The sequence below is a fragment of the Ruegeria arenilitoris genome, from assembly GCF_013031355.1.
Lineage (GTDB): Bacteria > Pseudomonadota > Alphaproteobacteria > Rhodobacterales > Rhodobacteraceae > Ruegeria > Ruegeria arenilitoris_C.
This window is the reverse complement of record NZ_WPZO01000014.1, coordinates 51,247-74,373: the sequence shown is the minus strand read 5'-3', so window position 1 is coordinate 74,373 and position 23,127 is coordinate 51,247. Positions and strand designations below refer to the sequence as shown.

31 protein-coding genes are annotated in these 23,127 nt (G+C 60.6%); 16 read left to right on the top strand and 15 right to left on the bottom strand.

From position 1 onward, the window contains the following. Positions 1-44: 44 nt before the first annotated feature. The 4 genes from GOX63_RS21695 to GOX63_RS21680 all read right to left on the bottom strand — a co-directional run bounded on the left by GOX63_RS21695 (position 45) and on the right by GOX63_RS21680 (position 5,706). Positions 45-404 (bottom strand): hypothetical protein, encoded by a 360-nt coding sequence (locus GOX63_RS21695; protein ID WP_170328343.1) that lies wholly within the window; start codon positions 402-404, stop codon positions 45-47. Between the two features lie 54 nt (positions 405-458). Beyond that, on the bottom strand, positions 459-3,914 hold the full coding sequence (locus GOX63_RS21690) for a chromosome segregation SMC family protein (protein WP_170547209.1): 3,456 nt from the start codon (positions 3,912-3,914) through the stop codon (positions 459-461). A 140-nt stretch (positions 3,915-4,054) separates the two neighbouring features. Next, positions 4,055-4,462 carry a hypothetical protein gene (locus GOX63_RS21685; protein WP_170328345.1) on the bottom strand — a complete coding sequence of 136 codons (408 nt, stop codon included), beginning with the start codon at positions 4,460-4,462 and terminating at the stop codon, positions 4,055-4,057. A 44-nt stretch (positions 4,463-4,506) separates the two neighbouring features. After that, entirely contained in the window at positions 4,507-5,706 is a 1,200-nt protein-coding gene (locus GOX63_RS21680; RefSeq protein WP_170328346.1) for a PLP-dependent aminotransferase family protein, read from the bottom strand. Between the two features lie 146 nt (positions 5,707-5,852). Between GOX63_RS21680 and GOX63_RS21675 the strand changes: the two genes are divergently transcribed. Both GOX63_RS21675 and GOX63_RS21670 read left to right on the top strand, forming a co-directional pair. Beyond that, positions 5,853-6,623, top strand: a complete 771-nt coding sequence (locus GOX63_RS21675) for an FCD domain-containing protein (protein ID WP_170547206.1) — start codon at positions 5,853-5,855, stop codon at positions 6,621-6,623. Continuing rightward, positions 6,623-7,111, top strand: coding sequence for a metal-dependent hydrolase (locus tag GOX63_RS21670; RefSeq protein ID WP_170328348.1), 489 nt, complete (start codon positions 6,623-6,625; stop codon positions 7,109-7,111). Before GOX63_RS21675 ends, GOX63_RS21670 begins: the two co-directional genes overlap by 1 nt. A gap of 119 nt (positions 7,112-7,230) precedes the next feature. Here the strand turns inward: GOX63_RS21670 and GOX63_RS21665 are convergent, their stop codons facing one another. From GOX63_RS21665 to GOX63_RS21645, 5 genes are all read right to left on the bottom strand, one after another. Continuing rightward, positions 7,231-7,791 (bottom strand): F0F1 ATP synthase subunit B, encoded by a 561-nt coding sequence (locus GOX63_RS21665; RefSeq protein ID WP_170328349.1) that lies wholly within the window; start codon positions 7,789-7,791, stop codon positions 7,231-7,233. 5 nt (positions 7,792-7,796) lie between these two features. Further along, entirely contained in the window at positions 7,797-8,348 is a 552-nt protein-coding gene (locus tag GOX63_RS21660; RefSeq protein ID WP_170328350.1) for a F0F1 ATP synthase subunit B', read from the bottom strand. An 86-nt stretch (positions 8,349-8,434) separates the two neighbouring features. Next, entirely contained in the window at positions 8,435-8,659 is a 225-nt protein-coding gene (locus GOX63_RS21655) for a F0F1 ATP synthase subunit C (RefSeq protein WP_005981269.1), read from the bottom strand. A gap of 48 nt (positions 8,660-8,707) precedes the next feature. Continuing rightward, positions 8,708-9,466 (bottom strand): F0F1 ATP synthase subunit A, encoded by a 759-nt coding sequence (locus tag GOX63_RS21650; RefSeq protein WP_170328351.1) that lies wholly within the window; start codon positions 9,464-9,466, stop codon positions 8,708-8,710. A gap of 2 nt (positions 9,467-9,468) precedes the next feature. Continuing rightward, positions 9,469-9,801 (bottom strand): AtpZ/AtpI family protein, encoded by a 333-nt coding sequence (locus GOX63_RS21645; protein ID WP_170547203.1) that lies wholly within the window; start codon positions 9,799-9,801, stop codon positions 9,469-9,471. 231 nt (positions 9,802-10,032) lie between these two features. On the opposite strand from GOX63_RS21645, the gene GOX63_RS21640 reads away from it, so the two are divergent. Beyond that, entirely contained in the window at positions 10,033-10,368 is a 336-nt protein-coding gene (locus GOX63_RS21640) for an ArsR/SmtB family transcription factor (protein WP_170328353.1), read from the top strand. Between the two features lie 2 nt (positions 10,369-10,370). Here GOX63_RS21640 and GOX63_RS21635 read toward each other — a convergent pair whose 3' ends face one another. The 4 genes from GOX63_RS21635 to GOX63_RS21620 form a co-directional block, all read right to left on the bottom strand. Continuing rightward, entirely contained in the window at positions 10,371-10,784 is a 414-nt protein-coding gene (locus GOX63_RS21635) for a universal stress protein (protein ID WP_170328354.1), read from the bottom strand. Between the two features lie 88 nt (positions 10,785-10,872). Then, positions 10,873-11,157, bottom strand: coding sequence for a hypothetical protein (locus tag GOX63_RS21630; RefSeq protein ID WP_170547200.1), 285 nt, complete (start codon positions 11,155-11,157; stop codon positions 10,873-10,875). Between the two features lie 58 nt (positions 11,158-11,215). Beyond that, positions 11,216-12,127, bottom strand: coding sequence for a DMT family transporter (locus tag GOX63_RS21625; RefSeq protein WP_170547197.1), 912 nt, complete (start codon positions 12,125-12,127; stop codon positions 11,216-11,218). Continuing rightward, positions 12,124-13,002, bottom strand: coding sequence for a LysR family transcriptional regulator (locus GOX63_RS21620; protein WP_170328356.1), 879 nt, complete (start codon positions 13,000-13,002; stop codon positions 12,124-12,126). The genes GOX63_RS21625 and GOX63_RS21620 overlap by 4 nt, the downstream gene beginning before the upstream one ends. A gap of 121 nt (positions 13,003-13,123) precedes the next feature. Between GOX63_RS21620 and GOX63_RS21615 the strand changes: the two genes are divergently transcribed. After that, a complete protein-coding gene (locus GOX63_RS21615) occupies positions 13,124-13,705 on the top strand; it encodes an FMN-dependent NADH-azoreductase (RefSeq protein ID WP_170328357.1) in 582 nt (193 codons plus the stop codon). 76 nt (positions 13,706-13,781) lie between these two features. On the opposite strand, the gene GOX63_RS21610 is transcribed toward GOX63_RS21615, so the two are convergent. Next, positions 13,782-14,312: a prolyl-tRNA synthetase associated domain-containing protein gene (locus GOX63_RS21610; RefSeq protein WP_170328358.1), complete on the bottom strand. Its 531-nt coding sequence runs from the start codon at positions 14,310-14,312 to the stop codon at positions 13,782-13,784. Positions 14,313-14,574: 262 nt separating this feature from the next. Between GOX63_RS21610 and ffh the strand changes: the two genes are divergently transcribed. The 9 genes from ffh (at position 14,575) to GOX63_RS21565 (ending at position 20,904) form a co-directional block, all read left to right on the top strand. Continuing rightward, positions 14,575-16,080, top strand: a complete 1,506-nt coding sequence (gene ffh / locus GOX63_RS21605; protein WP_170328359.1) for a signal recognition particle protein — start codon at positions 14,575-14,577, stop codon at positions 16,078-16,080. After that, a complete protein-coding gene (locus GOX63_RS21600; RefSeq protein WP_170328360.1) occupies positions 16,081-16,635 on the top strand; it encodes a GNAT family N-acetyltransferase in 555 nt (184 codons plus the stop codon). A 34-nt stretch (positions 16,636-16,669) separates the two neighbouring features. Then, positions 16,670-16,966, top strand: a complete 297-nt coding sequence (locus GOX63_RS21595; RefSeq protein WP_170328361.1) for a chorismate mutase — start codon at positions 16,670-16,672, stop codon at positions 16,964-16,966. A 70-nt stretch (positions 16,967-17,036) separates the two neighbouring features. Continuing rightward, positions 17,037-17,426, top strand: coding sequence for a 30S ribosomal protein S16 (gene rpsP, locus GOX63_RS21590; RefSeq protein ID WP_170328362.1), 390 nt, complete (start codon positions 17,037-17,039; stop codon positions 17,424-17,426). A gap of 12 nt (positions 17,427-17,438) precedes the next feature. Continuing rightward, positions 17,439-18,074 (top strand): 5,6-dimethylbenzimidazole synthase, encoded by a 636-nt coding sequence (gene bluB / locus GOX63_RS21585; protein ID WP_170547195.1) that lies wholly within the window; start codon positions 17,439-17,441, stop codon positions 18,072-18,074. 146 nt (positions 18,075-18,220) lie between these two features. Further along, positions 18,221-18,724, top strand: coding sequence for a ribosome maturation factor RimM (gene rimM, locus GOX63_RS21580; protein ID WP_170328364.1), 504 nt, complete (start codon positions 18,221-18,223; stop codon positions 18,722-18,724). Continuing rightward, positions 18,724-19,539 (top strand): hypothetical protein, encoded by an 816-nt coding sequence (locus tag GOX63_RS21575; protein WP_170328365.1) that lies wholly within the window; start codon positions 18,724-18,726, stop codon positions 19,537-19,539. The genes rimM and GOX63_RS21575 overlap by 1 nt, the downstream gene beginning before the upstream one ends. Then, positions 19,536-20,345, top strand: coding sequence for a tRNA (guanosine(37)-N1)-methyltransferase TrmD (trmD, locus tag GOX63_RS21570; RefSeq protein ID WP_170328366.1), 810 nt, complete (start codon positions 19,536-19,538; stop codon positions 20,343-20,345). The genes GOX63_RS21575 and trmD overlap by 4 nt, the downstream gene beginning before the upstream one ends. A 133-nt stretch (positions 20,346-20,478) precedes the next feature. Then, entirely contained in the window at positions 20,479-20,904 is a 426-nt protein-coding gene (locus GOX63_RS21565; protein WP_170328367.1) for a hypothetical protein, read from the top strand. Here GOX63_RS21565 and GOX63_RS21560 read toward each other — a convergent pair. Then, positions 20,901-21,701 (bottom strand): glycoside hydrolase family 25 protein, encoded by an 801-nt coding sequence (locus GOX63_RS21560; protein ID WP_170328368.1) that lies wholly within the window; start codon positions 21,699-21,701, stop codon positions 20,901-20,903. The two genes, GOX63_RS21565 and GOX63_RS21560, sit on opposite strands and share 4 nt — an antisense overlap. Before the next feature lie 379 nt (positions 21,702-22,080). Between GOX63_RS21560 and rplS the strand changes: the two genes are divergently transcribed. The 3 genes from rplS to GOX63_RS21545 all read left to right on the top strand — a co-directional run bounded on the left by rplS (position 22,081) and on the right by GOX63_RS21545 (position 23,116). Next, a complete protein-coding gene (gene rplS / locus GOX63_RS21555) occupies positions 22,081-22,464 on the top strand; it encodes a 50S ribosomal protein L19 (RefSeq protein ID WP_170328369.1) in 384 nt (127 codons plus the stop codon). Positions 22,465-22,475: 11 nt separating this feature from the next. Next, complete coding sequence (gene rpmE / locus GOX63_RS21550; protein WP_170328370.1) at positions 22,476-22,697, top strand: 50S ribosomal protein L31; 222 nt, start codon at positions 22,476-22,478, stop codon at positions 22,695-22,697. 191 nt (positions 22,698-22,888) lie between these two features. Then, positions 22,889-23,116: a hypothetical protein gene (locus GOX63_RS21545; RefSeq protein WP_170328425.1), complete on the top strand. Its 228-nt coding sequence runs from the start codon at positions 22,889-22,891 to the stop codon at positions 23,114-23,116. The last annotated feature ends 11 nt before the right edge of the window (positions 23,117-23,127 follow it).

The following is a 23,127-nucleotide window of genomic DNA, read 5'->3' as shown; positions in this document are numbered from 1 at the left end:
GCGCAGCGACCACTGGTGGAAACGACTGACGGAGCATGTCCGCTTCACTCGGGCCGCACCGGATACCGGTCCCCTTTCTCATCGATCAGGATCAGCCTCTCACCACTGCGCACATACAAATCACACCGGCTGAACCCGTTGCGATAGGCGATGCAGACGCTGCCATCCTCAGCGATGCGATAGGAACCATAGGCCGTGCCCCCGCCATTGGCTGCGGAATAGGTATAGGAATAAGCCCCTCCGGCCGAAAAAGCGGCCTGGCCGTCATCGTAGAAGGTGAACGTCTGGCCTGCCAGGGCGTCCAGTTCGTCGGGGGACAGGGGGACGTCTCCGGGTTTTGTTGGCCAATCAGCGGCGATGGCCGGGCTGGCGGTGAACAGGGCAAGGATCAGAAATCGGGTCATGCGACCAACTTACCCTGTGGCGCCGCAAGGTCATCATAACGTTGCGGTGAACGATCAGGCCACCATCTGCTCGGCTTTTTTCAGATCGACCGAGACCAGTTGGCTGACGCCCTGCTCCTGCATGGTCACGCCAAAAAGACGATCCATCCGCGCCATTGTCACCGCGTGGTGGGTGATGATCAGGAACCGCGTGTCGGTCTGGCGGCACATCTCGTCCAGCAGATCGCAGAACCGGGTGACGTTGGCATCGTCGAGCGGCGCGTCGACCTCGTCCAGCACACAGATCGGGGCCGGGTTGGCGAGGAAGACGCCAAAGATCAGCGCCGTCGCGGTCAGGGTCTGTTCCCCGCCCGACAACAGGCTGAGGGTCGAGAGTTTCTTGCCCGGCGGCTGGCACATGATTTCGAGGCCCGCATCCAGCGGGTCATCGCTTTCGACCATGACCAGATTGGCCTCACCGCCACCAAAAAGGTGCTTGAACAGCATCGCAAAGTTCGAGTTCACCTGTTCGAACGCAGTCAGCAGACGCTCGCGCCCTTCGCGGTTGAGGCTGGCGATGCCGCTGCGCAGGGCCTTGATCGCCTCTTCCAGATCCGCCTTTTCCGAGTTCAGCGTGTCGAATTCTTCCTGAACTTCCTTGGCATCCTCTTCCGCCCGCAGGTTCACCGCGCCCATCGCATCCCGTTGCCGCTTGTGGCGGTTCACTTCGGCCTCCAGGGCATCGGCCGCTGGCATCTGGTCGGGGTTCACATCCAACTGGTTCAGCAACTGGTTCGGCGTCAGCTGCTGGTCCTCGGCAATTCGTTCCGCCGCAGCGGTGACGCTTTCTTTGGCAGCATCACAGCGTGCCTCAGCCGCCGCCCGGGTTTCACGCGCCTCCGAGGCCAGACGTTCTGCATCCCGCTCGGCTATCACGACCTCGCGCTGTTGCGTCTCGGCATCGGCCAGCTTGTCTGCGGCCTCGGCGCGTCGGGCTTCGGCGGCTTCGATCAACTCGTTAAGCTCTTCCCGTGCCTCAGCGATTTCGGCAGGGGCGGCCGTGGCTTCGGACAGTTCTTCTTCCGAGCTTTCCTTGCGTTCCGCCAGTTCGGAAATCCGTTTCTCAGCCGTTTCCAAACGGTGTTTCCAGCCGCTGAGGTCCTTGGTCACCTCTTGCGAGCGGCGGGTGCGGGCTTCGCCTTCGCGGCGCAGTTCATCATGAGTCGAGCGGTGGGTCAGCATGGTGATCCGCGCAGCCTCGACCGTCTGTTTGATGTCCTCAACCTGCGCGCGGGCGCTGTCGAGGTCACCCAACCCGTTCAACGCGCCCTCGGCCTCGCGCAATTGCGCGCGGGCCGACATGGCGTCTTCCTTGTGGCGATCAACGGCAAGGGTCAGTGTCTCCAGCTTGCCCTGCGCCAAATTGCGATCCGCCTCGGCCCGGCTCAGCTGACGGGCGGTTTCGGCCATGCGCTGATCAGCGGCACGGCGGGCCTCACGCGCGCGGCGGTCGGCTTCGGTCACATCCGCCAGTTGCTGCGAAAGCGCCTCATGCGCAGCGCGCGCACCATCGGCTTGCGCCTCGGTCCGGGTCAGTTCCTGTTTCAGCGCTTCCAGCTTGTTGAGCTGTTCCAGACGCAAGGCCGCCGCACTGGGCGCATCCTCGGCCCAGGCGCGGAACCCGTCCCAGCGCCACAGATCACCCGAACGCGACACCAGCCGCTGGCCGGGTTTCAAAGACGCCTGTAACCTTGCGCCCTGATCCGCATCGACCAGACCAATCTGTGCAATCCGCCGGCTCAGGCGATCCGGCCCGGAAACATGCAATGCCAGCGGTTCAACCCCGTCCGGTAACGGCTGGTCGGCATCGTACCCCGTAACGTGCACCCAGCCCGAGGGGCCATCCCCATCGACCAGTGGTGCACGCAGATCATCGGCCAGAGCCGCGCCCAAAGCCTTTTCATAGCCCGGCTCCACGCGCAGCAGGTCCAGCACCTGCCCGCCCTCAGCCGTGTCACGCTCGACCAGCTTGGCCAGAGCCGTGGTTTCCGCGCGGATCGCACCCAATTCACCTTCAGCCTCGGACCTCTGCGCGCGGGCTTCGGCCTCACGCGCCTGCGTATCGTTGCGCAGCTCATCGGCGGCAGCCAGCGCCTCTTCGGCGGCTTCGGCGGCTTCGCGGGCCTCTTCTTCTCCCTCTTGCGCAGCCTCGAATGCCTCACTGGCGCGGGTCAGTGCACCGCGCGCCTCATCCACGGCAGCACGCGCCTTTTCTTCTTCAGCCTCGGACCGGGCCAACGTCTTGCGGCTGTCTTCGACCAAACGCTGCGCCGACTGGTGGCGGGCCACCAACCGCGCCATATCCTCGGTTTGCTGCGAGAGATGATCTTCGCGGTCCTGCAACACCGCGGCGGCCTCACGGGCAATCTCTGCGGCCTCAGCGACCTTGTCTTCATGTCCCTCGGCAGCCTTGGCCAGCTCGCGCGCTTCCCACTCCAGACGTTCGATCATCTGGCCCGCGTCGCGGTTCAGACCCGCCTCGCGTTCGATATCGTTGCCCAGTTGCTGGATGCGGTTGGTCAGCGTTTCAATGGTCTGACGGGCGCGTGTTTCCTGATCCGACAGTTGGTCGCGCTGTACCTGCTGGCGTTGCAGGACAGCTGCGGCGATTGCCTCTTCCTCGCGCAGCGGCGGCAGGGTTTCTTCGATCTCGGCGCGTTTTGTGGCGGCTGCGCGCGCCTCAGCCTCGGCGCGGGACGCCTCGGTGATGCGCTCGCGCAGCTTTTCCTCAGCCTGCTGGCGGGCCATGTCGGCCTCTTTCCAACGGCGATAAAGCAACATGCCTTCCGCCTGACGCAGCTGTTCCCCGATCTCACGATACCGCGCGGCCTGACGGGCCTGACGCGCAAGCTGCGCTAATTGTCCGCCCAACTGCTCCAGCACGTCATCTACACGGGTCAGGTTGGACTCGGTGCCCTTCAACTTCAGCTCGGCCTCATGGCGGCGCTGATACAGGCCCGAGATTCCGGCGGCCTCTTCCAGAATACGGCGGCGGGCGCGGGGTTTGGCGTTGATCAGCTCGGCAATGCGGTTCTGCCCCACCAGCGCGGGCGAATGCGCCCCGGTTGAAGCATCGGCGAACAGCATCTGCACATCGCGTGCACGCACATCCTTGCCATTGGTTTTGTAGGCACTGCCAACGTCGCGCGTGATACGGCGCACGATCTCAAGCTGATCGCTGTCGTTGAAGCCCGAAGGCGCCAGACGCTCCGAGTTGTCCATGGTCAGGACAACTTCGGCAAAGTTGCGGGCCGGGCGTGTCGCCGCCCCGGCAAAGATCACATCTTCCATCGCACCGCCCCGCATGGACTTGGGGCGGTTTTCCCCCATCACCCAGCGCAACGCTTCCAGAAGGTTAGACTTGCCGCAGCCGTTCGGACCCACCACACCGGTCAACCCATCCGCGATGATCAGATCGGTCGGATCGACAAAGCTTTTGAAGCCGGTGAGTTTGAGTTTGCTAAAGCGCAAAGGCAGCGGGTCCCATGATTCCTACGTCTTTGAAGTCTGCGCAAGGGATTGGGGGTGAGTCAACGGACTTGCGCAGGATATGGGATATCGACCAGACTTATCCACAATATCTTGCCGAAATGCGCAGGAAAACGCGTATATCAATACGGCGTGCACTCAAATACCGGATAGCCGTTTCCGTTGCCAATGTTCTCATAGATGCCATAATCGACGCATTCGTAATTCGGGGTCGACACGGCCGTCAGCAGCAAGCGCCCCCCGGCCTCGCGGTCGCAGCCCAATACGCCCACGGTCACCGCCGCATCGCCCAGCACATCCAGAATCGGACAACCCGAGACCTTCGCCATGGCCAGCCCTGCACGGTCTCGGATCGGCCCCAGACGGGGGGCGTATTGGGTGTTGACCCGTACAGCCTCGGCCAACTCCCCGCGCACGCGCACGTCGAAGACACTGCCGTTCACCGCGATCCGGCTGGCCGGCACATCGCGAAAGTAAGGCGTGCCGGCCGAACAGGCGGCCAGCACGAGGAGGGAAAGATACCGGATCATGCGCACAGCTTTGCCGCAATATGGTTAACAGAACCTTTCCCGGTTCAGGCGCGCAACACTTCCCCCAACCGGCGGATGCCCTCGCGGATCGTACCCTCATCCGAGTTCGAGAAACTCAGCCGGAGTGTGTTGGCCCCGGACCCGTCCGGAAAGAACGCCTGACCCGGAACAAAGGCGACCTTAACCGTTTCGAGCGCCCGCGCCAGCAGATCAGCCCCGACGATGCCCTTGGGCAGCGTCACCCAGACGAACATGCCGCCCTCGGGCTTAGTCCACTCGACCCCATCCGGCATGTGCTGTTGCAACGCAGCCAACATCGCGTCACGACGCGCACCGTAGACACGACGCAGCATCGGGATATGCGTGTCAAAGCAGGCCCGCGCCACGTCATTGATAGCCATCTGATTGATCGTCGCCGAATGAAGATCAGCGGCCTGTTTCATCAGCACCAGTTGCGAGATCACCTGTTTGGCCGCCACGACCCACCCGACACGCAATCCCGGAGACAAAGTCTTCGAGAAACTGCCGCAATAGATCGTCCGGCAGCTCTCAATCGACCCCTTCCGCGCCAGTTCCAGAGCCAGAACCGGGGGGATCGCCTCACCGTCATAGCGCAGGGTCTGATAAGCGCCGTCTTCGATGACAGCGCAGTTCAATTCTTCGGCCAGATCCAACAGGCGTTCGCGCCCACGCAAGTCCACGGTCTCTCCGGTTGGGTTTGCGAAGTCCGGTGAGAGATAGGCGAACTTCACCGCCCCCTCTCCCGCGGCCGCCCTGTATTCCGCAGCGCCGCGATTACCGTTGATGCTGAGCCGGTCAAAACGTGGCTCGTACGCGTTGAAAGCCGCCAGCGCGCCCAGATAGGTGGGCCAGCCGACCAGTGCGGTGTCACCCGGCGACAGGTAGAGCTTGCCCAGATAGTCCAGCGCCTGTTGCGAGCCCGAGGTGATCAGGATGTTGTCCAGCCCGCAGTCGATACCGATCTGACGCATGTGATCGACCAGCCATTCGCGCAGCGGCACATAGCCTTCGCTGACGGAGTATTGCAGTGCCTGAGCCTGGCTTTCAGGACCCAACGCATTCTGGAATGCCATCGCAAAGCCATCCGCCGGAAACAGCGCCGGATCGGGAATACCACCGGCAAAGGAAATGATCCCCGGCTGATCCAGCAGCTTGAGCAATTCTCGAATCTCGGACGCCTTCATCCGCGACGCCCGCGTAGCAAACAGGTCTTTCGTCGACATCGGTCTCCTCCTTTATGCCCGGCAGCGTAGGTGTCACACCATTAAAGTCAATAGTTCTGACCTATTGTAACAAAACAGGTGATCAGCTTTCCTTGAACCGCCCCCAAATACGTGGTCATATGATTTGACCAATTTCGGAACACCCCATGCCCTTTCAGAAAATCCAACCCGAAAAGCTGTCCATCGCAGTGGTAAAACAGATCGAGATGCTGATCCTGCGCGGCATCCTGCGGCCGGGTGAACGGCTTCCGGCAGAACGTGAACTGGCGGACCGGTTGGGCGTGTCCCGGCCTTCGCTGCGCGAGGCGATCTCGAGCCTGCAGGATCAGGGGCTGCTGACCGCCAAGGCCGGATCAGGCATCTATGTAGCCGAGGTTCTGGGCTCGGCCTTTTCCCCGGCGCTGGTCCGGTTGTTTGGCAGTCACGAAGAGGCGGTGTTCGACTACCTATCGTTCCGAAAGGACCTTGAGGGGTTGGCTGCCGAACGCGCCGCGCGGCTGGGATCGGACAGCGATCTGAAGGTCGTACAGGCAATTTTCAACAAGATGCAGGCCGCCCACGAACGCAATGCCAGCGAGGATGAGGCACAGCTGGACGCCCAGTTCCACATGGCCATCATCGAAGCCAGCCATAACGTGGTGATGCTGCACATGATGCGGTCGATGTACGAGCTGCTGCAACAGGGCGTGTTCTACAACCGCCAGATCATGTTCCAGCAGCAGACCACGCGTGGGGCTATTCTGGATCAGCACCGCGCCATCAACACCGCCCTACAGGCCCGCGACCCCGAGGGCGCACGAGACGCAATTCACAGGCATCTCAGCTTTGTCCAGCGCTGCATGGAAGACCATCTGAAAGCCCAGCGCAACGAAGCCATCGCGCAGCAACGGCTGCAGCACGAGACAGGTCAGACCTGATGTTCATCGGGCATTTGCCGGGAGCCTATCTGGTCTTTCGAACCGCCACACCGAACGTCGGGAAAGCCGTCTTTGCCGCAGCAATGCTCGGCGCGATCGCACCGGATCTGGACATGCTTTGGTTCTATTTAGTCGACGACCGCGCCCATCATCACCACGCTTACCTGACACATCGCCCGGTTTTGTGGGCAGGGATTATGTTGGCGGGATTGATCGCCGGACTGCGCTGGCCACAGGCGGGGCGCGTCGTAGCCTTTTTCGGCGCCGGTGGGCTGGTCCATATGGCGTTGGATTCCATCGTTGGGGAAATCACCTGGCTTTGGCCGCTTTCGAACTTTTCCCACCCGCTCGTGACCGTTGAAGCCACGCATTCGCACTGGATACTCTCATTCCTCAACCATTGGACGTTTGTGGTTGAGATCGGGATCACCGTTCTGGCTGCAATCCTGTTTTTCTCAGGCGGAAACAGGTCAGCCCGCACCGGCTAAGGTCAGGTTTGGGTGTAGCGAAGCTACCTGACTGTCGCGCCGTGCCAAAATTCCTGTCCCTCAAAATGGCAAACCCGGCAGAAACTGCCGGGTCGCACAAAGTTCATTCTGGGCAAAGCTTAGTGCAGCTTTTCACCTACATCGGCAATCGCCGCGTCGATCAGCTTGTTCGCCTGTGTCGCCGTCATCTGCTTGGCCAGAACCGCGTTGGCTGCAGAAACAGCAACGGTGATGGCCTGATCACGGACTTCCTTCACAGCCGACGCTTCCGCCGATGCGATCTGATCCTGTGCAGCCGCCAGACGGCGTGCGATGGATTTTTCCAGATCGGCCTTGGCCTGTTCAGCAGCCAGAGCGGCGTCGTCTTTCGCAGCAGCCACGATGGCATCCGCCTGCGTCTGCACTTCACGCTGCTTGCGCTCATACGAGGCCAGCAGGCTGCGCGCCTCTTCGTGCAGGGCGCGGGCTTCGTCCAGTTCGGACTTGATGCCAGCGGCACGGTTGTCCAGCGCACCACCGATCAAGCCCGGGACCTTGAAGTAGAACAGGACCGCGATGAAAACGATGAAGCCCAGAAGGACCACAAAGTCGGTGTTGCCAAGCGAGAAGAACGGGCCGCTTGCGGCAAATGCCGGGCTGGCTGCGCCGACGGTCAGGATAAGAGCAAGAGTGTTCCGCATGTCACTTATCCTTTCATCTGCGTGTCAACTGCACTGTCGATGGCAGAGGCATCCGCCTCGCCGCCCAGTGCGGTAACCAGTTCAGCCGCCGTGTCCTTGGCAACCACTTGAATGCTTTCCAGCGCACCGGCACGGATTTCGGCAATTGCCTTTTCCGATTCAGCCGCCTTTGCAGCGATTTCCGCGTCCGCCTTGGCAATCGCGTCATCCAGACCAGCCTGGATTTCAGCACGGGCTTCGGCAGCGATACGCTGCGCTTCGGCACGGGCATCGGCCAGCGCCTTGTTGTAGGCCTCTTCGGCCTCGACCGCCTTGGCCTTCAGATCTTCGGCCGCAGCCAGGTCATTTGTAATGGTCCCCTGACGTTCAGCCAGGATTGCCGCGATGCGCGGCAGAGCCACGCGAGACAGGACCAGAAAGATGACGACCAGCGTGATGACCAGCCAGAAAATCTGGTTGGGGAACCAATCGAAGCAGAGCTGCGGCATCCCGATGGCAGAGCCATGCGAGTCGACGCACGAGCCAACTACTTCTTCGCTAATGGGTTCAGTCGCCATGATGTCCTCCGTCGGAACGTTGTCTTTACAACAGGTGGGCCGCTATGGCTTGGGCCCACCTGCGCGTAAGGATCAGGTTCCGCAGATTAGACGGCGAACATCAGCAGCAGCGAGACCAGGAATGCGAAGATGCCCAGCGCTTCTGCGAATGCGATACCGATGAAGAGGGTTGCGGTCTGCGAAGCAGCCGCCGAAGGGTTGCGCAGAGCGCCGGCCAGGAAGTTGCCTGCAACGTTGCCCACCCCGATTGCGGCTGCGCCGGAACCGATTGCTGCCAGGCCTGCGCCGATGTGTGCGAGATCGCCTTCCATGATGTATCTCCTTACGAATTGGAAGTTTCGATGTTGGGGTATCGGACCTTAGTGCGAAGGATGCAGCGCATCTTTCAGATAAACACAGGTCAGAATGGTGAATACGTAGGCCTGGATAAAGGCCACCAGGACCTCGAGGCCGTACATTGCGGTGATCGCCAGAACGGACACGGGCGAGATCACGGCGACCGCGGCGAAGCCTGCGAAAACCTTGATAACCGCGTGGCCAGCCATGACGTTACCGGCAAGACGAATGGAGTGGCTGACGGGGCGCACGAAGTACGAGATCAGCTCGATGATCGCGAGGATCGGACGCAGCGCCAGAGGCGCGCTGGAGACCCAGAACAGACCAAGGAATGCGGCGCCATTCTTGACGAAACCCAGAATGGTCACGGTCAGGAACACGGCCAGCGCCAGCGGGATGGTAACCGCGAAGTGCGACGTGGTGGTGAACGAGGTCGGGATCAGGCCCAGGAAGTTCGCGCTGACGATGAACATGAACAGGGTCATGACATAGGGGAAGAACTTGACGCCTTCCTTGCCGCAGATGTCTTCCAACATCTTGTAGATGAAGCCGTAGGTCAGTTCCGCGATCGACTGCATCCGGCTAGGCACGATTGCGCGCTTGGACGTGGGCAGAACCAGCAGAGCAGCCACAGCCAGTACCGCGAAGAACAGCCACAGGGTCACGTTGGTGACCGTGAACATGCCGACCGCTCCGTCGCCAAACAGCGGCTTAACGATGAACTGGTCCATCGGGTGGAATACCAGGCTGCTGCCTTCTGCTGCGGTGGTCTCAGTTGCCACGTTCAGTCCCTCTCGTCCTTCTCGGCCGCATCTGCCGCCGTTTGTTTCTCTTGGACCTCTTTCGCGCTGCGGAGCATAACCTTCACGCCCGCGACAAGGCCCAGCAATGTGAACAGCACCAGAAAGATCGGGATCGTCCCGAGCAGGCTGTCCAGCCCGTATCCGATGCCAAATCCGATCCCCAGACCGGATACCATTTCGATGACCATTCTCCAGGCAAGCTCGCCGCCCGAGACGTCAGCGTCCGCGCGAGGTTTGGGCTCTTTCGCCTTTTTCGCCGCCTCGATCTTAGCCTCCAGCTGCGCCATACGCTGCTTTTGGTCGTCATCGGTCACGGGCGTTTTCCTCGCTCAGTCTTGGGCACGGTGCTAAGGGGCGAAGGGCGCAGAGTCAACGACGTTGAGCGCTCGAATTGCCGCAGCTTAATTCATTGTTTTAAATCGATTTTTCACCCGACGCCACGCAAGCCAAAACCGCCTGCCCATTCCCGTTCCGCTCAAATGCATTGAATCCGCATATTCAACCAAATGGTTGACCAAACCCGGGCGCTGTGGTTCAGCGGAGGCATGTCAAACGATCTCGACACCGTATTCGCGGCCCTTGCCGACCCCACGCGCCGCGCCATCCTAGCAATGCTGCTTGAGGATGACATGGCCGTGACCGATGTCGCCGAACCGTTCGAGATGTCGCTTGCCGCGATCTCGAAACATCTGGTCATCCTGACCAAGGCAGGGCTGATCAGTCAGGAAAAGCGCGGTCGGGTGAAATGGTGCAAGCTGGAACCCGACGCCTTGCGTACGGCGTCGGTGTGGATGCAGGGGTTCGGGCAGTTCGAACCGGTCAATCTGGATGCGTTTGAACGGTTTCTGGAAGCTGAACTGCCCGCAGCCGACGATCCCTAAGTCTAGCGCACGACGAATACCGAAACTTTCGCGTGATTGGCCAGATACCCGGCGTGACTCGAAAAGATATAGTCGGTGATCCGCGGCGCATGGGTGCCCACAACAATCAGGTCGGCTCCGATTTCCTCGGCAGCGCGGGCCAGGTCGCCATCGACCTCGGCCGCGACATCGACCGAGTGGATGTTTAGGTATGCGACTTCCGTCCCGCTGTTCGTGGCAAGCTGTTCAGCGAAGGCGCGCAGATCGTCGTTGATTGTGGCATCCGTCTGAACCGGATCACCGGGTTGGGTGCCGGTCACGCTGACAACAGTGATCTTGGCGCCCTGCCACTTGGCAACCTCGGCTGCAACATCAGCCGCTTTGCGAACTTCTGGCGGAAGATGCAGGTCAACGGGGAACATTATGTGAGTATACATGGCGAATTCCTCCTTGCCCTCAAGCATAGGGATATTCGCATGTATCGACCTTGATCTGCCTCAACGGACGGCCTGCGCCGAATGCTGGCTATCCTTCCTGACTGTATTCAACGCCGGTGATGACGCCGAACGGGTCCGACAGACACAACCACGGTGCCTGCGCGCCAACAACAGACAGCGTGGTTACTGACCCCGTAGGCTCGGTCTTTGTGGAAACCGCAGAAACGTCCTCGGGTCTCACCCCGGTTTCGGCTGAGACAAGCGCCTCGCAACTGCCTTGCAGATCTGCTTCTGAAACTGCGGTGCTCGGTCCGGGTTGAGTACAGGCAGCCAATCCTGCCGCTGTGATCAGAAAGAATGCCGGTCTCGTCATCTCGTGCCCGTGTGTTGCCTGGATCCGACGCTGGCACAATTTGAGGGGAAAGCAAGCTTCATTCAGGCATCGGGGTCGTTGTGCGGCGCTGTTCTTCGGTTTTCAGCAGCAGAACAAGCGCAACGACGGTCAGAATTGCACCTACAACAACCAACAGCGGAGGCGGCTGCTGACCCAGCCCGATTTCCCACAGGATCACCCAGCTGGGGGTCAGGTAGGTATAGGCCATCACCTTGGCCGAAGGCAGCCGCAACGTCGCAAACTGCACCAGAACAAAGCTAACTGCGGTGGCAAAGATCGACAGGTACAGCAGCCCCACCCAGACGATCAGAGGCAGGTTGATCCAATCGGTTGCGCGGATGTCGGACCAGCCGTAGAGCGTGAGCAAAACACAGCCCGCGACCATAGTGCCAAAACTGAACACCACCGCCGGTTCGCCCCTGTTCAGCTTGCGCACCATCGGCGTATAGATCGCATGCGCGATACAGCCCCAGAAATAGATAATCTCGCCGCCGCCGATCTGAAACGCGGTGAATGCCTGCCAGTCCGCGCGGAAAATAACCCAGAGCGCCCCCACGGCACCCACGGTCAGGGCCAAGGCCATCCGGGGCGTCGTGATCTGCCGCAACAACACCCACCCGGCCACCGCCGACATCACCGGGGTCAGCGTGAACACGGCGGCTGCACTGACCGGGGGTGCGGTTTTCAGGCCATGGAACATCAGGACGAAATAAGTGGCAAACAACCCGCCCAGCACCAGATAGCGCCACGGCGCCTGCGCTGCGCTGCATGGCAGGCCGGTGGTTATCAGCGCCGTAGTGCCAATCACGACCGAGGCGATCAGGAAGCGCGCCGCCGTAAGGGCCTCGGGTGCGATCTCGTTGGCTACGAGCGAGCCCAGCGAAAAGCTGCCCGCCACCAGGGCCGAAAAAACAAGCATGGCCAGATGGCCCTGTGCCTGAGGGCTCACGCCAGCCAGCCTTTGGATTGATCCTTCAGGTATGTCAGAAAGCTCTGCACTTTGGTTGTGCGGTGCAGATCCACATGGGTCACCAGCCATAGGTTCCCGAACCATTCCCGCAGCGGATCGATCACCTCGATCAGATCGGGATCCCGGCTTGCCTCCCAACGGGCCATGAACCCGATCCCGGCACCGGACAGCACTGCCTCGCGGATGCAGAAGTTGTTAGTGCAGCGAAAGGTGATGTTTTCGGCGGGAACTGTCGCACGCAACCACCGGGAAAACGGAGCGCGGCTGTTTTCGTCGTCGGTGCTGACGAAATAGTGGTTGGCGAAATCCTCTACGCCTGCGGGCTTACCGTGGCGCTTCACATAGCCCTTGCTGGCAAACAGGCCGATTTCCTGGGTGACAAAGGGCTGTACCACATTGTCCGGCTGGTCCGGGGCCGACCCTGCGCGAATGGCCACGTGTGCCTCGCCATATTCCAGGCGGAACAGGCGGTCTCCGGTCAGGTAGCGTACGATCAGACCCGGATGCAGGCGCTGAAACTCGCTGAGCACTGGCACCACCAGCGGCGCCAATGAGGACAGAGACGTCACGACCAACTCACCCGAGACATCATCGCCACGCCCCTTCATCCGCCCGACCAATTGGTTGAACTGATCCTCGGTCGCCTGTGCCACGCGCAGCAGGTCATTTCCGGCCTCGGTGGGCGTATAGCCCCGCGCGTGGCGCTGGAACAGCTTGGTTCCCAACCGCGCCTCAATCGCGTCGATGTGGCGGATCACCGTTGCATGGTGAACACCTAAAACTTCGGCCGCGCCGCTGACGGTGCCCATGCGGGCCACCTGATAGGCGGTTCTCACTTCGTCCCAATTGTCCACGGCATCACCACTACTGTGCAATTTCCAACATCAACTGTTGATGTATCCGAGTTTTGTTCACGCACGCAACATCCATATTGGGCGCAGAAGAGAATTCCCTATCCAAAAAGGATCAAGTGAAATGACCAAGACCATCCTGCATATCGACGCCTCGGCCCGCCGCGATGGGTCTGCGACCCGTGACCTGTCCGACCGCATCGTCAAGCATCTGGGCGCCGCGCGCATCATCCGCCGCGATTTGGCCAGCCCCCTGCCCCTGCTGACCGAAGACTGGATCAATGCCAATTTCACCCCCGCCGATCAGCGAGACGAGACCCAGCGCGATCAGCTGGCGCTGTCGGATACGCTGGTGAACGAACTGCAAGAGGCCGACACCATCGTCGTCGGTCTGCCGATCTATAACTTCTCGGTGCCCGCCGCGTTTAAGGCATGGATCGATCTGGTGGCCCGCGTCGGTTTGACCTTTAGCTACACCGAGAACGGACCCAAGGGCCTGCTGGAAGGCAAACGCGCGGTTCTCGCCATCGCTTCGGGCGGTACCGCTGTCGGGTCCGAGGTCGATTTCGCCACCAACTACGCCAAACACGTGCTGGGCTTTATCGGCATTCACGAAGTGGATGTTGTTGCCGCCGACCAGATGGCTCTGGACGCAGAAACCACGTTGGCAAAGGCACAAAAAGCCGTTTTGGAACTGGCGGCCTGATCGTCTGTACCTATAACAACCTGCGTGCCCAGCCTGTTCCTACAACGGCTGGGCGCACTTATTCTATGGCTTGGGTTCAGGGCAGCCAGGTCACCTCACAACCGATCCGGTCGAAGAACGCCATCAGTTCGGTCCGCGCCATCGCAACAGTACGATCATTGACCAGCGGGTGCATGTAGATGACGTCGGCCTGCTGCGCCGCCCCATCCATGAAGAACCGCACGTCGTTCTGAACTCCGTTGATCATCGCCAGCGGGCTGACCGCACCGGGCCGGATACCCAGGTTCTGCAGCAGCCGATCCGCCGAGCCGAATGACAGATTGCCCACGCCTAGCTCCGCCCCCAGCGCCTTGAGGTCAATCTCGCGGCTTTGCTCCAGCGTAACCAGATAGTTCCGCTTTTTCTTGTCGCGCAAGTACAGGTTCTTCAGGCGCAGGGCGTTTTCGCCCGGCACCATGAACTGATCCTCGACCGATTTCGAATCTTCGACCGTGCGCAGTGGCACATGGGTATGAAGCCGATAGGCCAGTCCCCAGTCGTCCAATTGCGCCAGCAGCGCATCCGAGCTGAGCGGCAGTGTGTCCTGAAAGGCGGATGATGCGTCCATGGCGGGCTCCTGATAATATCGCCCGCTGATGCCGCTAAAGCCAACCGGGATCAAGGCCTGTCCGGCCCGTCCGGCTTGACTATGGACGAAAACGGACATAATGAACCGCCCAACATCCGGAAGAGACGATCCTTCCGGTCCCTTGAGTCGTTCAGGGATCGCCCCCCACCAGCGAGTTTCGCCCGTGGGGGCAATTGTGTATTTAACCGGTGTTTCCTACCTAGGAAGTGCCACCAGATAACCGGCTAAGGAGGCCGAAGGCATGTTTGAAAATCTATCCGAACGCCTTTCCGGCGTCTTTGACCGGCTGACCAAACAGGGTGCTCTGTCCGAAGAAGACGTCAAGACCGCTCTGCGTGAGGTCCGGGTTGCGCTGCTTGAGGCTGACGTCTCGCTGCCGGTGGCCCGTGAGTTCGTCAAGAAGGTACAGGAACAGGCGACTGGTCAGGCCGTTACCAAGTCGATCACGCCCGGCCAGCAGGTCGTCAAGATCGTGCACGATGCGCTGGTCGATACCCTGCGTGGCGAGGAAGACCCCGGCAAGCTGAAGATCGACAACCCGCCTGCTCCAATCCTCATGGTTGGTCTGCAGGGTTCGGGTAAGACGACCACCACCGGTAAGCTCGCCAAACGCCTGAAAGAGAAAGAGGGCAAGAAGGTCCTGATGGCCTCGCTCGACGTCTATCGCCCCGCGGCGATGGATCAGTTGGCCGTTCTGGGTACGCAGGTCGGCGTGGACACCCTGCCAATTGTTCCCGGTCAGAAACCGGTCGATATCGCCAAACGCGCCAAGCAACAGGCGACACTGGGTGGCTACGACGTCTACATGCTGGATACTGCGGGCCGTCTGCATATCGACGAAGTCCTGATGGACGAGGTCGAGCAGGTCCGAAACGCGGTTGACCCGCGCGAGACCCTGCTGGTCGTCGACGGCCTGACCGGTCAGGTCGCCGTGGAAGTGGCCGAGGAGTTCGACGACAAGGTCGGCATCTCGGGCGTGGTTCTGACCCGGATGGACGGTGACGGGCGCGGTGGTGCGGCGCTGTCGATGCGCGCAGTCACCGGAAAGCCCATTCGTTTTGTCGGTCTGGGCGAGAAGATGGACGCGCTCGAAACCTTCGAGCCGGACCGGATCGCCGGTCGTATTCTGGGCATGGGCGACATCGTTGCTCTGGTCGAAAAGGCCCAGGAAACGATGGAGATGGAACAGACCGAGCGCATGATGAAGCGCATGGTCAAAGGTCAGTTCAACATGAACGACCTGAAGATGCAGCTGGAACAGATGATCCAGATGGGCGGCATGCAGGGCATGATGGGCATGATGCCGGGCATGGGCAAGATGGCCAAGCAGATGGATCAGGCCGGTCTGGACGACAAAATCCTGCGCCAGCAGATCGCCATGATCCAGTCGATGACCAAACGCGAACGCGCGAACCCGCAACTGCTGCAAGCCAGCCGCAAGAAGCGGATTGCAGCGGGTTCCGGGATGGAGGTCAGCGACCTCAACAAGCTGCTCAAGATGCACCGGCAAATGTCGGACATGATGAAAAAGATGGGCAAGATGGGCAAAGGCAAGATGCTGAAACAAGCCATGAAAGGCATGTTCGGCAAGGGCGGCCCAAGCCCCGAGGAAATGGCTGCGGGCATGGACCCCAAAGCGCTGGAACAGGCGGCCAAGGCGATGGGCGGCAAGATGCCCGGAATGCCTGGCATGGGCGGCGGCATGGCCCTGCCTCCGGGTCTCAGCGGGTTTGGCAAGAAGAAGTAAATGACCGCCATCGCCCAACATATCCCCCGGCTTGAGACCGAGCGCCTGATCCTGCGCGCGCCGTCTGTCGCCGATCTTGACGCCGAGGCCGAGTTTTTCGCCTCGGACGCCGCCAAATATGTTGGCGGCCCGCTGCGTCGGGATGAGACATGGCGGTCGATCGCTATGCTGCTGGGACATTGGGCCATTCGCGGCTTTGGTTTTTGGGGCGTCGAGGAAAAAGAGACCGGCATCTATGTCGGTCGTGTCGGCCTGTGGTTCCCCGAAGGCTGGCCCGAGCCCGAGGTCGGTTGGACGCTGATGACCTATGCCACCGGCAAAGGCTACGCGACCGAAGCCGCCTTGGCCGCGCGCACCCACGCTTATGACATTCTGGGCTGGGAAACCGCGATCTCGCTGATCGACCCGGATAACGACGCCAGCAAAGCCGTTGCCAAACGGTTGGGCGCCCAGCTCGACTATCATTATGAGCACCCGAAATTCGGCACCACCGAAATCTGGCGCCACCCCGCCCCAGAGGATCTGGTGAATGGCGGGATGGAGGCCTACGCATGACCTACACCGCTTTGACCTCCGAAAGGACCGGCCAATGACCAACCCCGTGACGCGGGCAGCCACGCTGTTGAAAGAACACCGCGAAAGTATCGACCGGCTGGACGCGATCCTCGTCTATACGCTGGGCGAGCGGTTCAAGCACACGCAGGCCGTTGGCAAGCTCAAGGCCGAACACGACCTTCCCCCGTCCGATCCCTCGCGCGAGGCCGCGCAGATCGCACGGTTAGAAGACCTGGCAATACAGGCCAATCTGGACCCTGATTTCGCCAAGGCTTTCCTGAATTTCATCATTCAGGAAGTCATCCGACACCACCGGAAACATCAGGAATAATCATCCGTTTCCACGAATACCAAGAATAACCGGGCACTTCCCGGTCACGCCATCCAAAGGAGATACCACCATGGCAATGAAAATTCGTCTCGCCCGCGGCGGCTCGAAAAAACGTCCCTTCTACCGCATCGTGGCTGCTGACAGCCGGATGCCCCGCGACGGCCGTTTCATCGAGAAACTGGGCACCTACAACCCGCTGCTGCCGAAAGACAGCGAAGAGCGCGTGAAAATGGACATGGAGCGCGTTCAGTACTGGCTGGACCAGGGTGCACAGCCCACCGACCGTATCGCACGTATGCTGGAAGCAGCCGGCACCCGTGAAAAGGCCGAGCGTAACAACCCCAACAAGGGTACCCCGGGCAAGAAAGCTCAGGAGCGTGCGGAAGAGAAAGCTGCAAAGGCCGCTGAAGCTGCCGAAGCTGCTGCTGCACCTGCAGAAGAAGCAACCGCAGAAGAGTAAGAAGGCGAGCGCGTGCAGGATCAAACTTTCAACGACGATTTTCGCACGCAGTTCGATCTGTTGATGCGGCTCCGGCGCGATGTGCGCCGGTTCCGCACAGATCCCGTGGACGAGGCAGTGCTGACGCGTTGCCTCGACGCATTTCGCCTGGCCCCATCGGTGGGGTTGAGCGAACCCTGGCGCGTGATCCGCGTCGAAAGCGAAGCCGCACGAGCGGCGGCGCTGAAGAATTTCCAGGCTGCCAATGCCGAGTCTCTGGCTGGCTATTCCGGTGAGAAAGCGCAGATCTACAGCGGTCTGAAACTGTCCGGGATGCAGGAAGCCCCAGTGCAATTAGCCGTGTTCTGCGACGATGCCACCGACAAGGGGCAAGGTCTGGGCGCGGGTACGATGCCCGAGGCGCGGCGCTATTCCGTCGTTTCGGCAATCACGCTGTTCTGGCTGGCCCTGCGAACACACGGGCTGGGCTTGGGCTGGGTGTCCATTTTGGACCCCGACAAGATGACCCGTGACCTGAACGTTCCGGATGGCTGGCGCCTGATCGGATACTTCTGCGTCGGCTGGCCGGAAGAGCTGTTGGACTCGCCCGAGCTGGAACGCGTCGGCTGGGAATCCCGCTACGACACACTGCCGGTCGAGGTACGATAGGCAGATGTTCGGGCTGATACGGCTTCCCATCCTGTTGCTGATCGCATTTATTGTCGGCGTGTTTTTTGAACGTAGTAACCAACGCGAGGCCTGTGCGTCGCGGGGCGACTGGCAAGATGGTCTATGTGTGACGGTGGACAAGCCAAATGAGTGATCTGATCTGCGTAGGCAGCGTTGCGGGGTCGTATGGTGTGCGCGGCGAAGTGCGCCTGAAAAGCTATTGCGCGATCCCGGAAGATATCGAAGCGTATTCTCCTCTGACGGATGAGACCGGCGCCCAGCGGTATCCATTGGTTCTGACCCGCTCGATCAAGAACGGGTTCGCCGCACGACTGGGCGGGGTCGAGACCAAGGAAGAGGCCGACGCGCTGAAAGGCCTGCGCCTGTTTGCGCGGCGTGATCAGCTGCCGTCCCTGCCGGATGACGAATTCTACCACACCGACCTGATCGGGCTCGAGGTTTATGATACAGGCGGCACCCTGCTGGGCCGGGTCAAGTCGGTGCAGAACCACGGCGCGGCGGATCTTCTGGAACTGCACGGGCCGGGTCTGAAAGCAACCGTTCTGCTACCCTTCACGCTCGAGGCCGTGCCGACAGTCGATCTGGACAAGGGTCGCATCATCGCCGATCCGCCCGAAGGGCTGATCTGATGCGCCGCATCCTGCTGCACCTGGGCCTGCACAAGACAGGAACCACTGCGGCACAGTCTTTCCTCTATGACAATCGCGAACTGATCTGGCCGCATTTCGCACTGGTGCTACCCTTTCGCACCCGCAAGTCCGGCCTGTCGCGGGCGGCCACCAACCACTCAGTCTATGGCACCGTCGGCACGCTGTCCGAATTTGGCACACAGGTTCGCGGTTTTTTGGACTCGATCGATTTTGGCGACAAACGTGGCCTGATCGTCAGCGAAGAAAACTTCGCCGGGTTGCGCCCCAGCCGTAATTTCGAAAACGGCTATGCAGCAGCGCCCGAGCTTGCGGCATGTCTGGTGGATGCCATCCGCCATCGCTTCTCCGGGCAAGAGGTCGACATCACGATCTACCTGTCGCTGCGCCAACGCGGCGGCTGGCTGCGCAGCCTTTGGGCGCATGATCTGGAGCGCATTCGCCAGGTCCATGATTTTGAAGACTTTCGATCAAATCTGGATCACCTGCCACCGTTGCAGGACACGGTGGGTCAGATCCGGGACCGGCTGCCTTCGGTCACCGTTACGGCCGATTGGCTTGAAGAACTGCAATTGCGCCGCTATGGCCCCGGCACTCCATTTGCCGAGTATTTGGACTTGCCGCGCGACAAGGCCAAGCTGCTGGTGCAGCCCTCCAAGGCCAACAGTCGCCTGCCCGAGGATGTTCTCGCAGAGTTGCTGGACCTGAACCGCTCGCGTCTGGATGAGGCAGCTTTGATCGAGCAAAAAAATGCAATAATTGAACGCGCGAAAAGCGCGCTGATCGGCACGACATGACAGAGAAGCCCAGTAAATCCCACGGTCGCAAGGCGATCCGCCCGACACTGAAACCGCGTGAGTTGATGACCCCCACGCCGGACCTGCATGGCGTGTGGAAGGCCAAGATCATCACCCTGTTCCCCTCGGCCTTTCCCGGTGTGCTGGGCGAAAGCCTGACCGGCAAAGCGTTGCAAGAGGGGCTGTGGCAGCTGGAAACTGTTGATCTGCGCCAGTTCGGTATCGGCAAGCACCGCAACGTGGATGACACGCCCGCTGGCGGCGGCGCGGGCATGGTGCTGCGCGCCGACGTGCTGGGGGAAGCGATCGAACACACAATGGCGGGTGTGCAGGGCAACTGGCCGCTAATCTATCTCAGCCCCCGTGGTCGCCGGATGGACCAGCGCATGATGCAGAACCTCGCACGCTGTGACGGCATGACCCTGCTGTGCGGCCGTTTCGAAGGCGTCGACGAACGTGTGCTGGAGCATTACGGCGTGCAAGAAGTCTCCTTGGGTGATTTCGTCATGACCGGCGGCGAGATCGCCGCGCAGGCTCTGATCGATGCGACGGTGCGGCTGATCCCCGGCGTGCTGGGCAATCAGGCCTCAGCCGAGGAAGAGAGCTTTTCTTCGGGCCTGCTGGAGCATCCGCAATATACCCGCCCCGCCGAATGGAAGGGCCGCCCGATCCCGGATATCCTGATGTCCGGCCACCATGGGCGCATTGCCAAGTGGCGGCACGAGATGTCGGAACAGATCACCCAAGAACGGCGCCCCGATCTGTGGGAACGCTATGCTGACTCTGGGGATGAAGGCCAGGATTGAGCCCCGGTGTGTGGCCTGTATGCCGCAAGTACAAGCTTTTGACACGCACCACTTGCAGCTGATTTTTCTTCAAAATATTCGCCTTAAAGATGTTGTGAAACGCATTTCCAACCAACACCTTACAGGCTGTTAAATGAAGAAAACCATGTGCTTATCTGTGCTCGCCCTTTCGGCCTGCGCAACGAAACCCCTTGAAATGTCGGTCCCGACGCAAGCTGGTCACAATCTGCATTCAGCACGGTTTGCGGTGGAAGCCTGCTCGACCGAAGCCGACATTGGCGGCAACGCTGCTGTGATTGGCAGCTACCCGACGTTCATCCTTATGACGTCACCCTTGATCGGCACGGCAGCTGCATACAGCGGAAGGCACGACCTGCGCATCCGGGGCGAAATAGACCAAGTTGACCGCTGCTTGACCGAGCGAGGGTTTGAGCGACGCGATCTTACAAGCGCCGAGCGGTCATGGTTACGTAACGCGAGCGGAGACGAACGGGTGCGCCGTCTGGATCACCTTGTGGCCGGAGGCACCATGGAAACTTACGAGGCGCCCAACAGCTAACCGCCCGCCTTCCAACGCGCCCATGTCTCGGGGTGGCCGTTGAACGTGTTGATATCCACTTTGCCCTGCACGCCCGGCACCAGCCCGGTGCCGGTATATTGCCAGAACCGCCACGAAGCCCGGGGGTAGACTTTGTGCGGATGCCCGGCAACGGACCGCAGCCAGAACTCGGTTCCGGGCAAACGGCCAATACCGGTGTCGTCGTAAAAATCCACTGTTGTGTAGACGATCGGCCGTCGCCCGTAGTGGCGTTCGAGGATATCGAGGAATCGCTTGGCTTCTGAACGAACCTTGGCCCCATCGGGGCGCAGCCGGCAGGTTCTGGAATGCGCCGTCCATTCCATGTCCAACACATGCGGCAGGTCCGAGCCTTTGGGCACGTTTTGGATGAACCATCGCGCCTGCTCGTGCGCCGGGCGACAGAAATAGTAGTAGTGGTACGCCCCCCACGGCACTCCCGCCGCCTGCGCCCCGCGCCGGTGATCACCGAACATGGGATCGGCCACGTCACCGCCCTCGGTCGCTTTGATGAAGACAAAACTGACACCTGATGCTTTGGCCCGGTGCCAGTCAATTGTTCCCTGCCAGCGCGACACATCCAGCCCGTGCACCGGATAATGGCCGGGATGCCGCCCATCCCAGTCATGAGGGTCGGCATCGCCAAAGGCCGGGTAGATGACCGAAGGCGACGTGGTATCCAGAAAAGCCTTGGCCTCGACCTGTTGAGGCGGAGGGGTACTGCGACCGCAGGACAGGGTCGCCGTGGCCAGAACGGCCAGCATCAACGCTATGCGCATCGTCTGTTCCTGTTTCAAATTTCTGCTCGTATAATTCCCTCCAGAATGCCTGATCGGCCTCACAAGGCAACGGGGTATTTTGCGGACGGCGAAATCCCACCGTCTACCTTTGAAAATATGGCGATTTTGGCTTGATCCCTGCCCGCAAACCTCGTAAAGCAGCGCAATCCGGTGCCGCAACTGCGCGACTCCGGTGTTTTGGTTTGCACCATGGCGCAACGCCGGGCTTTCTTCAGCCGCAGCGTGTCAGGGCGGACCGAACCAAAGGAACATTCGATCTGACCTCTGGCGGGCTGTGCGCAGGACCCGGTGAAGACCAAGAGCTCTCAGGCCGTGCTCAACTTCGTGGACCAACCACGAGCAGATAGGAGAAACTGCGATGGACCTGATCGCACAGCTTGAGGCGGAACAGATTGCCGCCCTGGGGAAAGACATCCCCGATTTCAAAGCCGGTGACACCATTCGTGTCGGCTTTAAAGTGACCGAAGGCTCGCGCACCCGTGTGCAGAACTACGAAGGCGTCTGCATCGCGCGTAAAGGTGGCAGCGGCATCGCCGGTTCGTTCACCGTCCGCAAAATCTCGTTTGGCGAAGGCGTGGAACGTGTTTTCCCGCTGCACTCGACCAACATCGACAGCATCACCGTAGTCCGCCGTGGCCGCGTTCGTCGCGCCAAACTGTACTACCTGCGCTCGCGCCGTGGTAAATCCGCACGTATCGCAGAAGTCACCAACTACAAGCCCAAGGCTGGCGCCGAGGCGTAAGGAGCGGAAAGATGAAAAAAGACATCCATCCCGATTACCACTTCATCGACGTCAAAATGACCGACGGCTCGATCGTGAAAATGAAATCCACCTGGGGCTCCGAAGGCGACCAGCTGGCTCTGGAAATCGACCCCTCCTCGCACCCCGCGTGGACCGGTGGCTCGTCGCGCCTGATGGACGCCGGCGGCCGCGTGTCGAAGTTCAAAAAGAAGTACGAAGGTCTGGGTTTCTAAGCCTGACTTGTTCGAGATGCGAAAGGCCGTCCCTTGGGGCGGCCTTTTTCTATTGTGCGCCTCAAAAGCGGCGCGTCGTCTCCACGAACCTCGAGAGAGAGATTGCGCACCTATGGCACCGATCACCTCAAGGGCTGGTGGATTCTGTATTTGGCGGTAACATAAACGAAGCCACGATGGAGACCCTGACAATGCCCCAGTACAATGACATGATCGAGCTTTCGGTAGAGGATATGGACCTGATCGAAACGGCGTTGCGTGGCTCGGTTGCCTCGTTGTCGCAGGCTGCGATGGATGAAGACGAAGGCGGCAAAGCGGGGCGCGAAGACACTCTACGCCGCATTCACGATCTTCTGGGTAAGTTGCATGATCAGAAGGTGTTCTACCGCCCGAAAGATGGGGTGTATCTTGGCGGGTAAGCTCGGTTAGG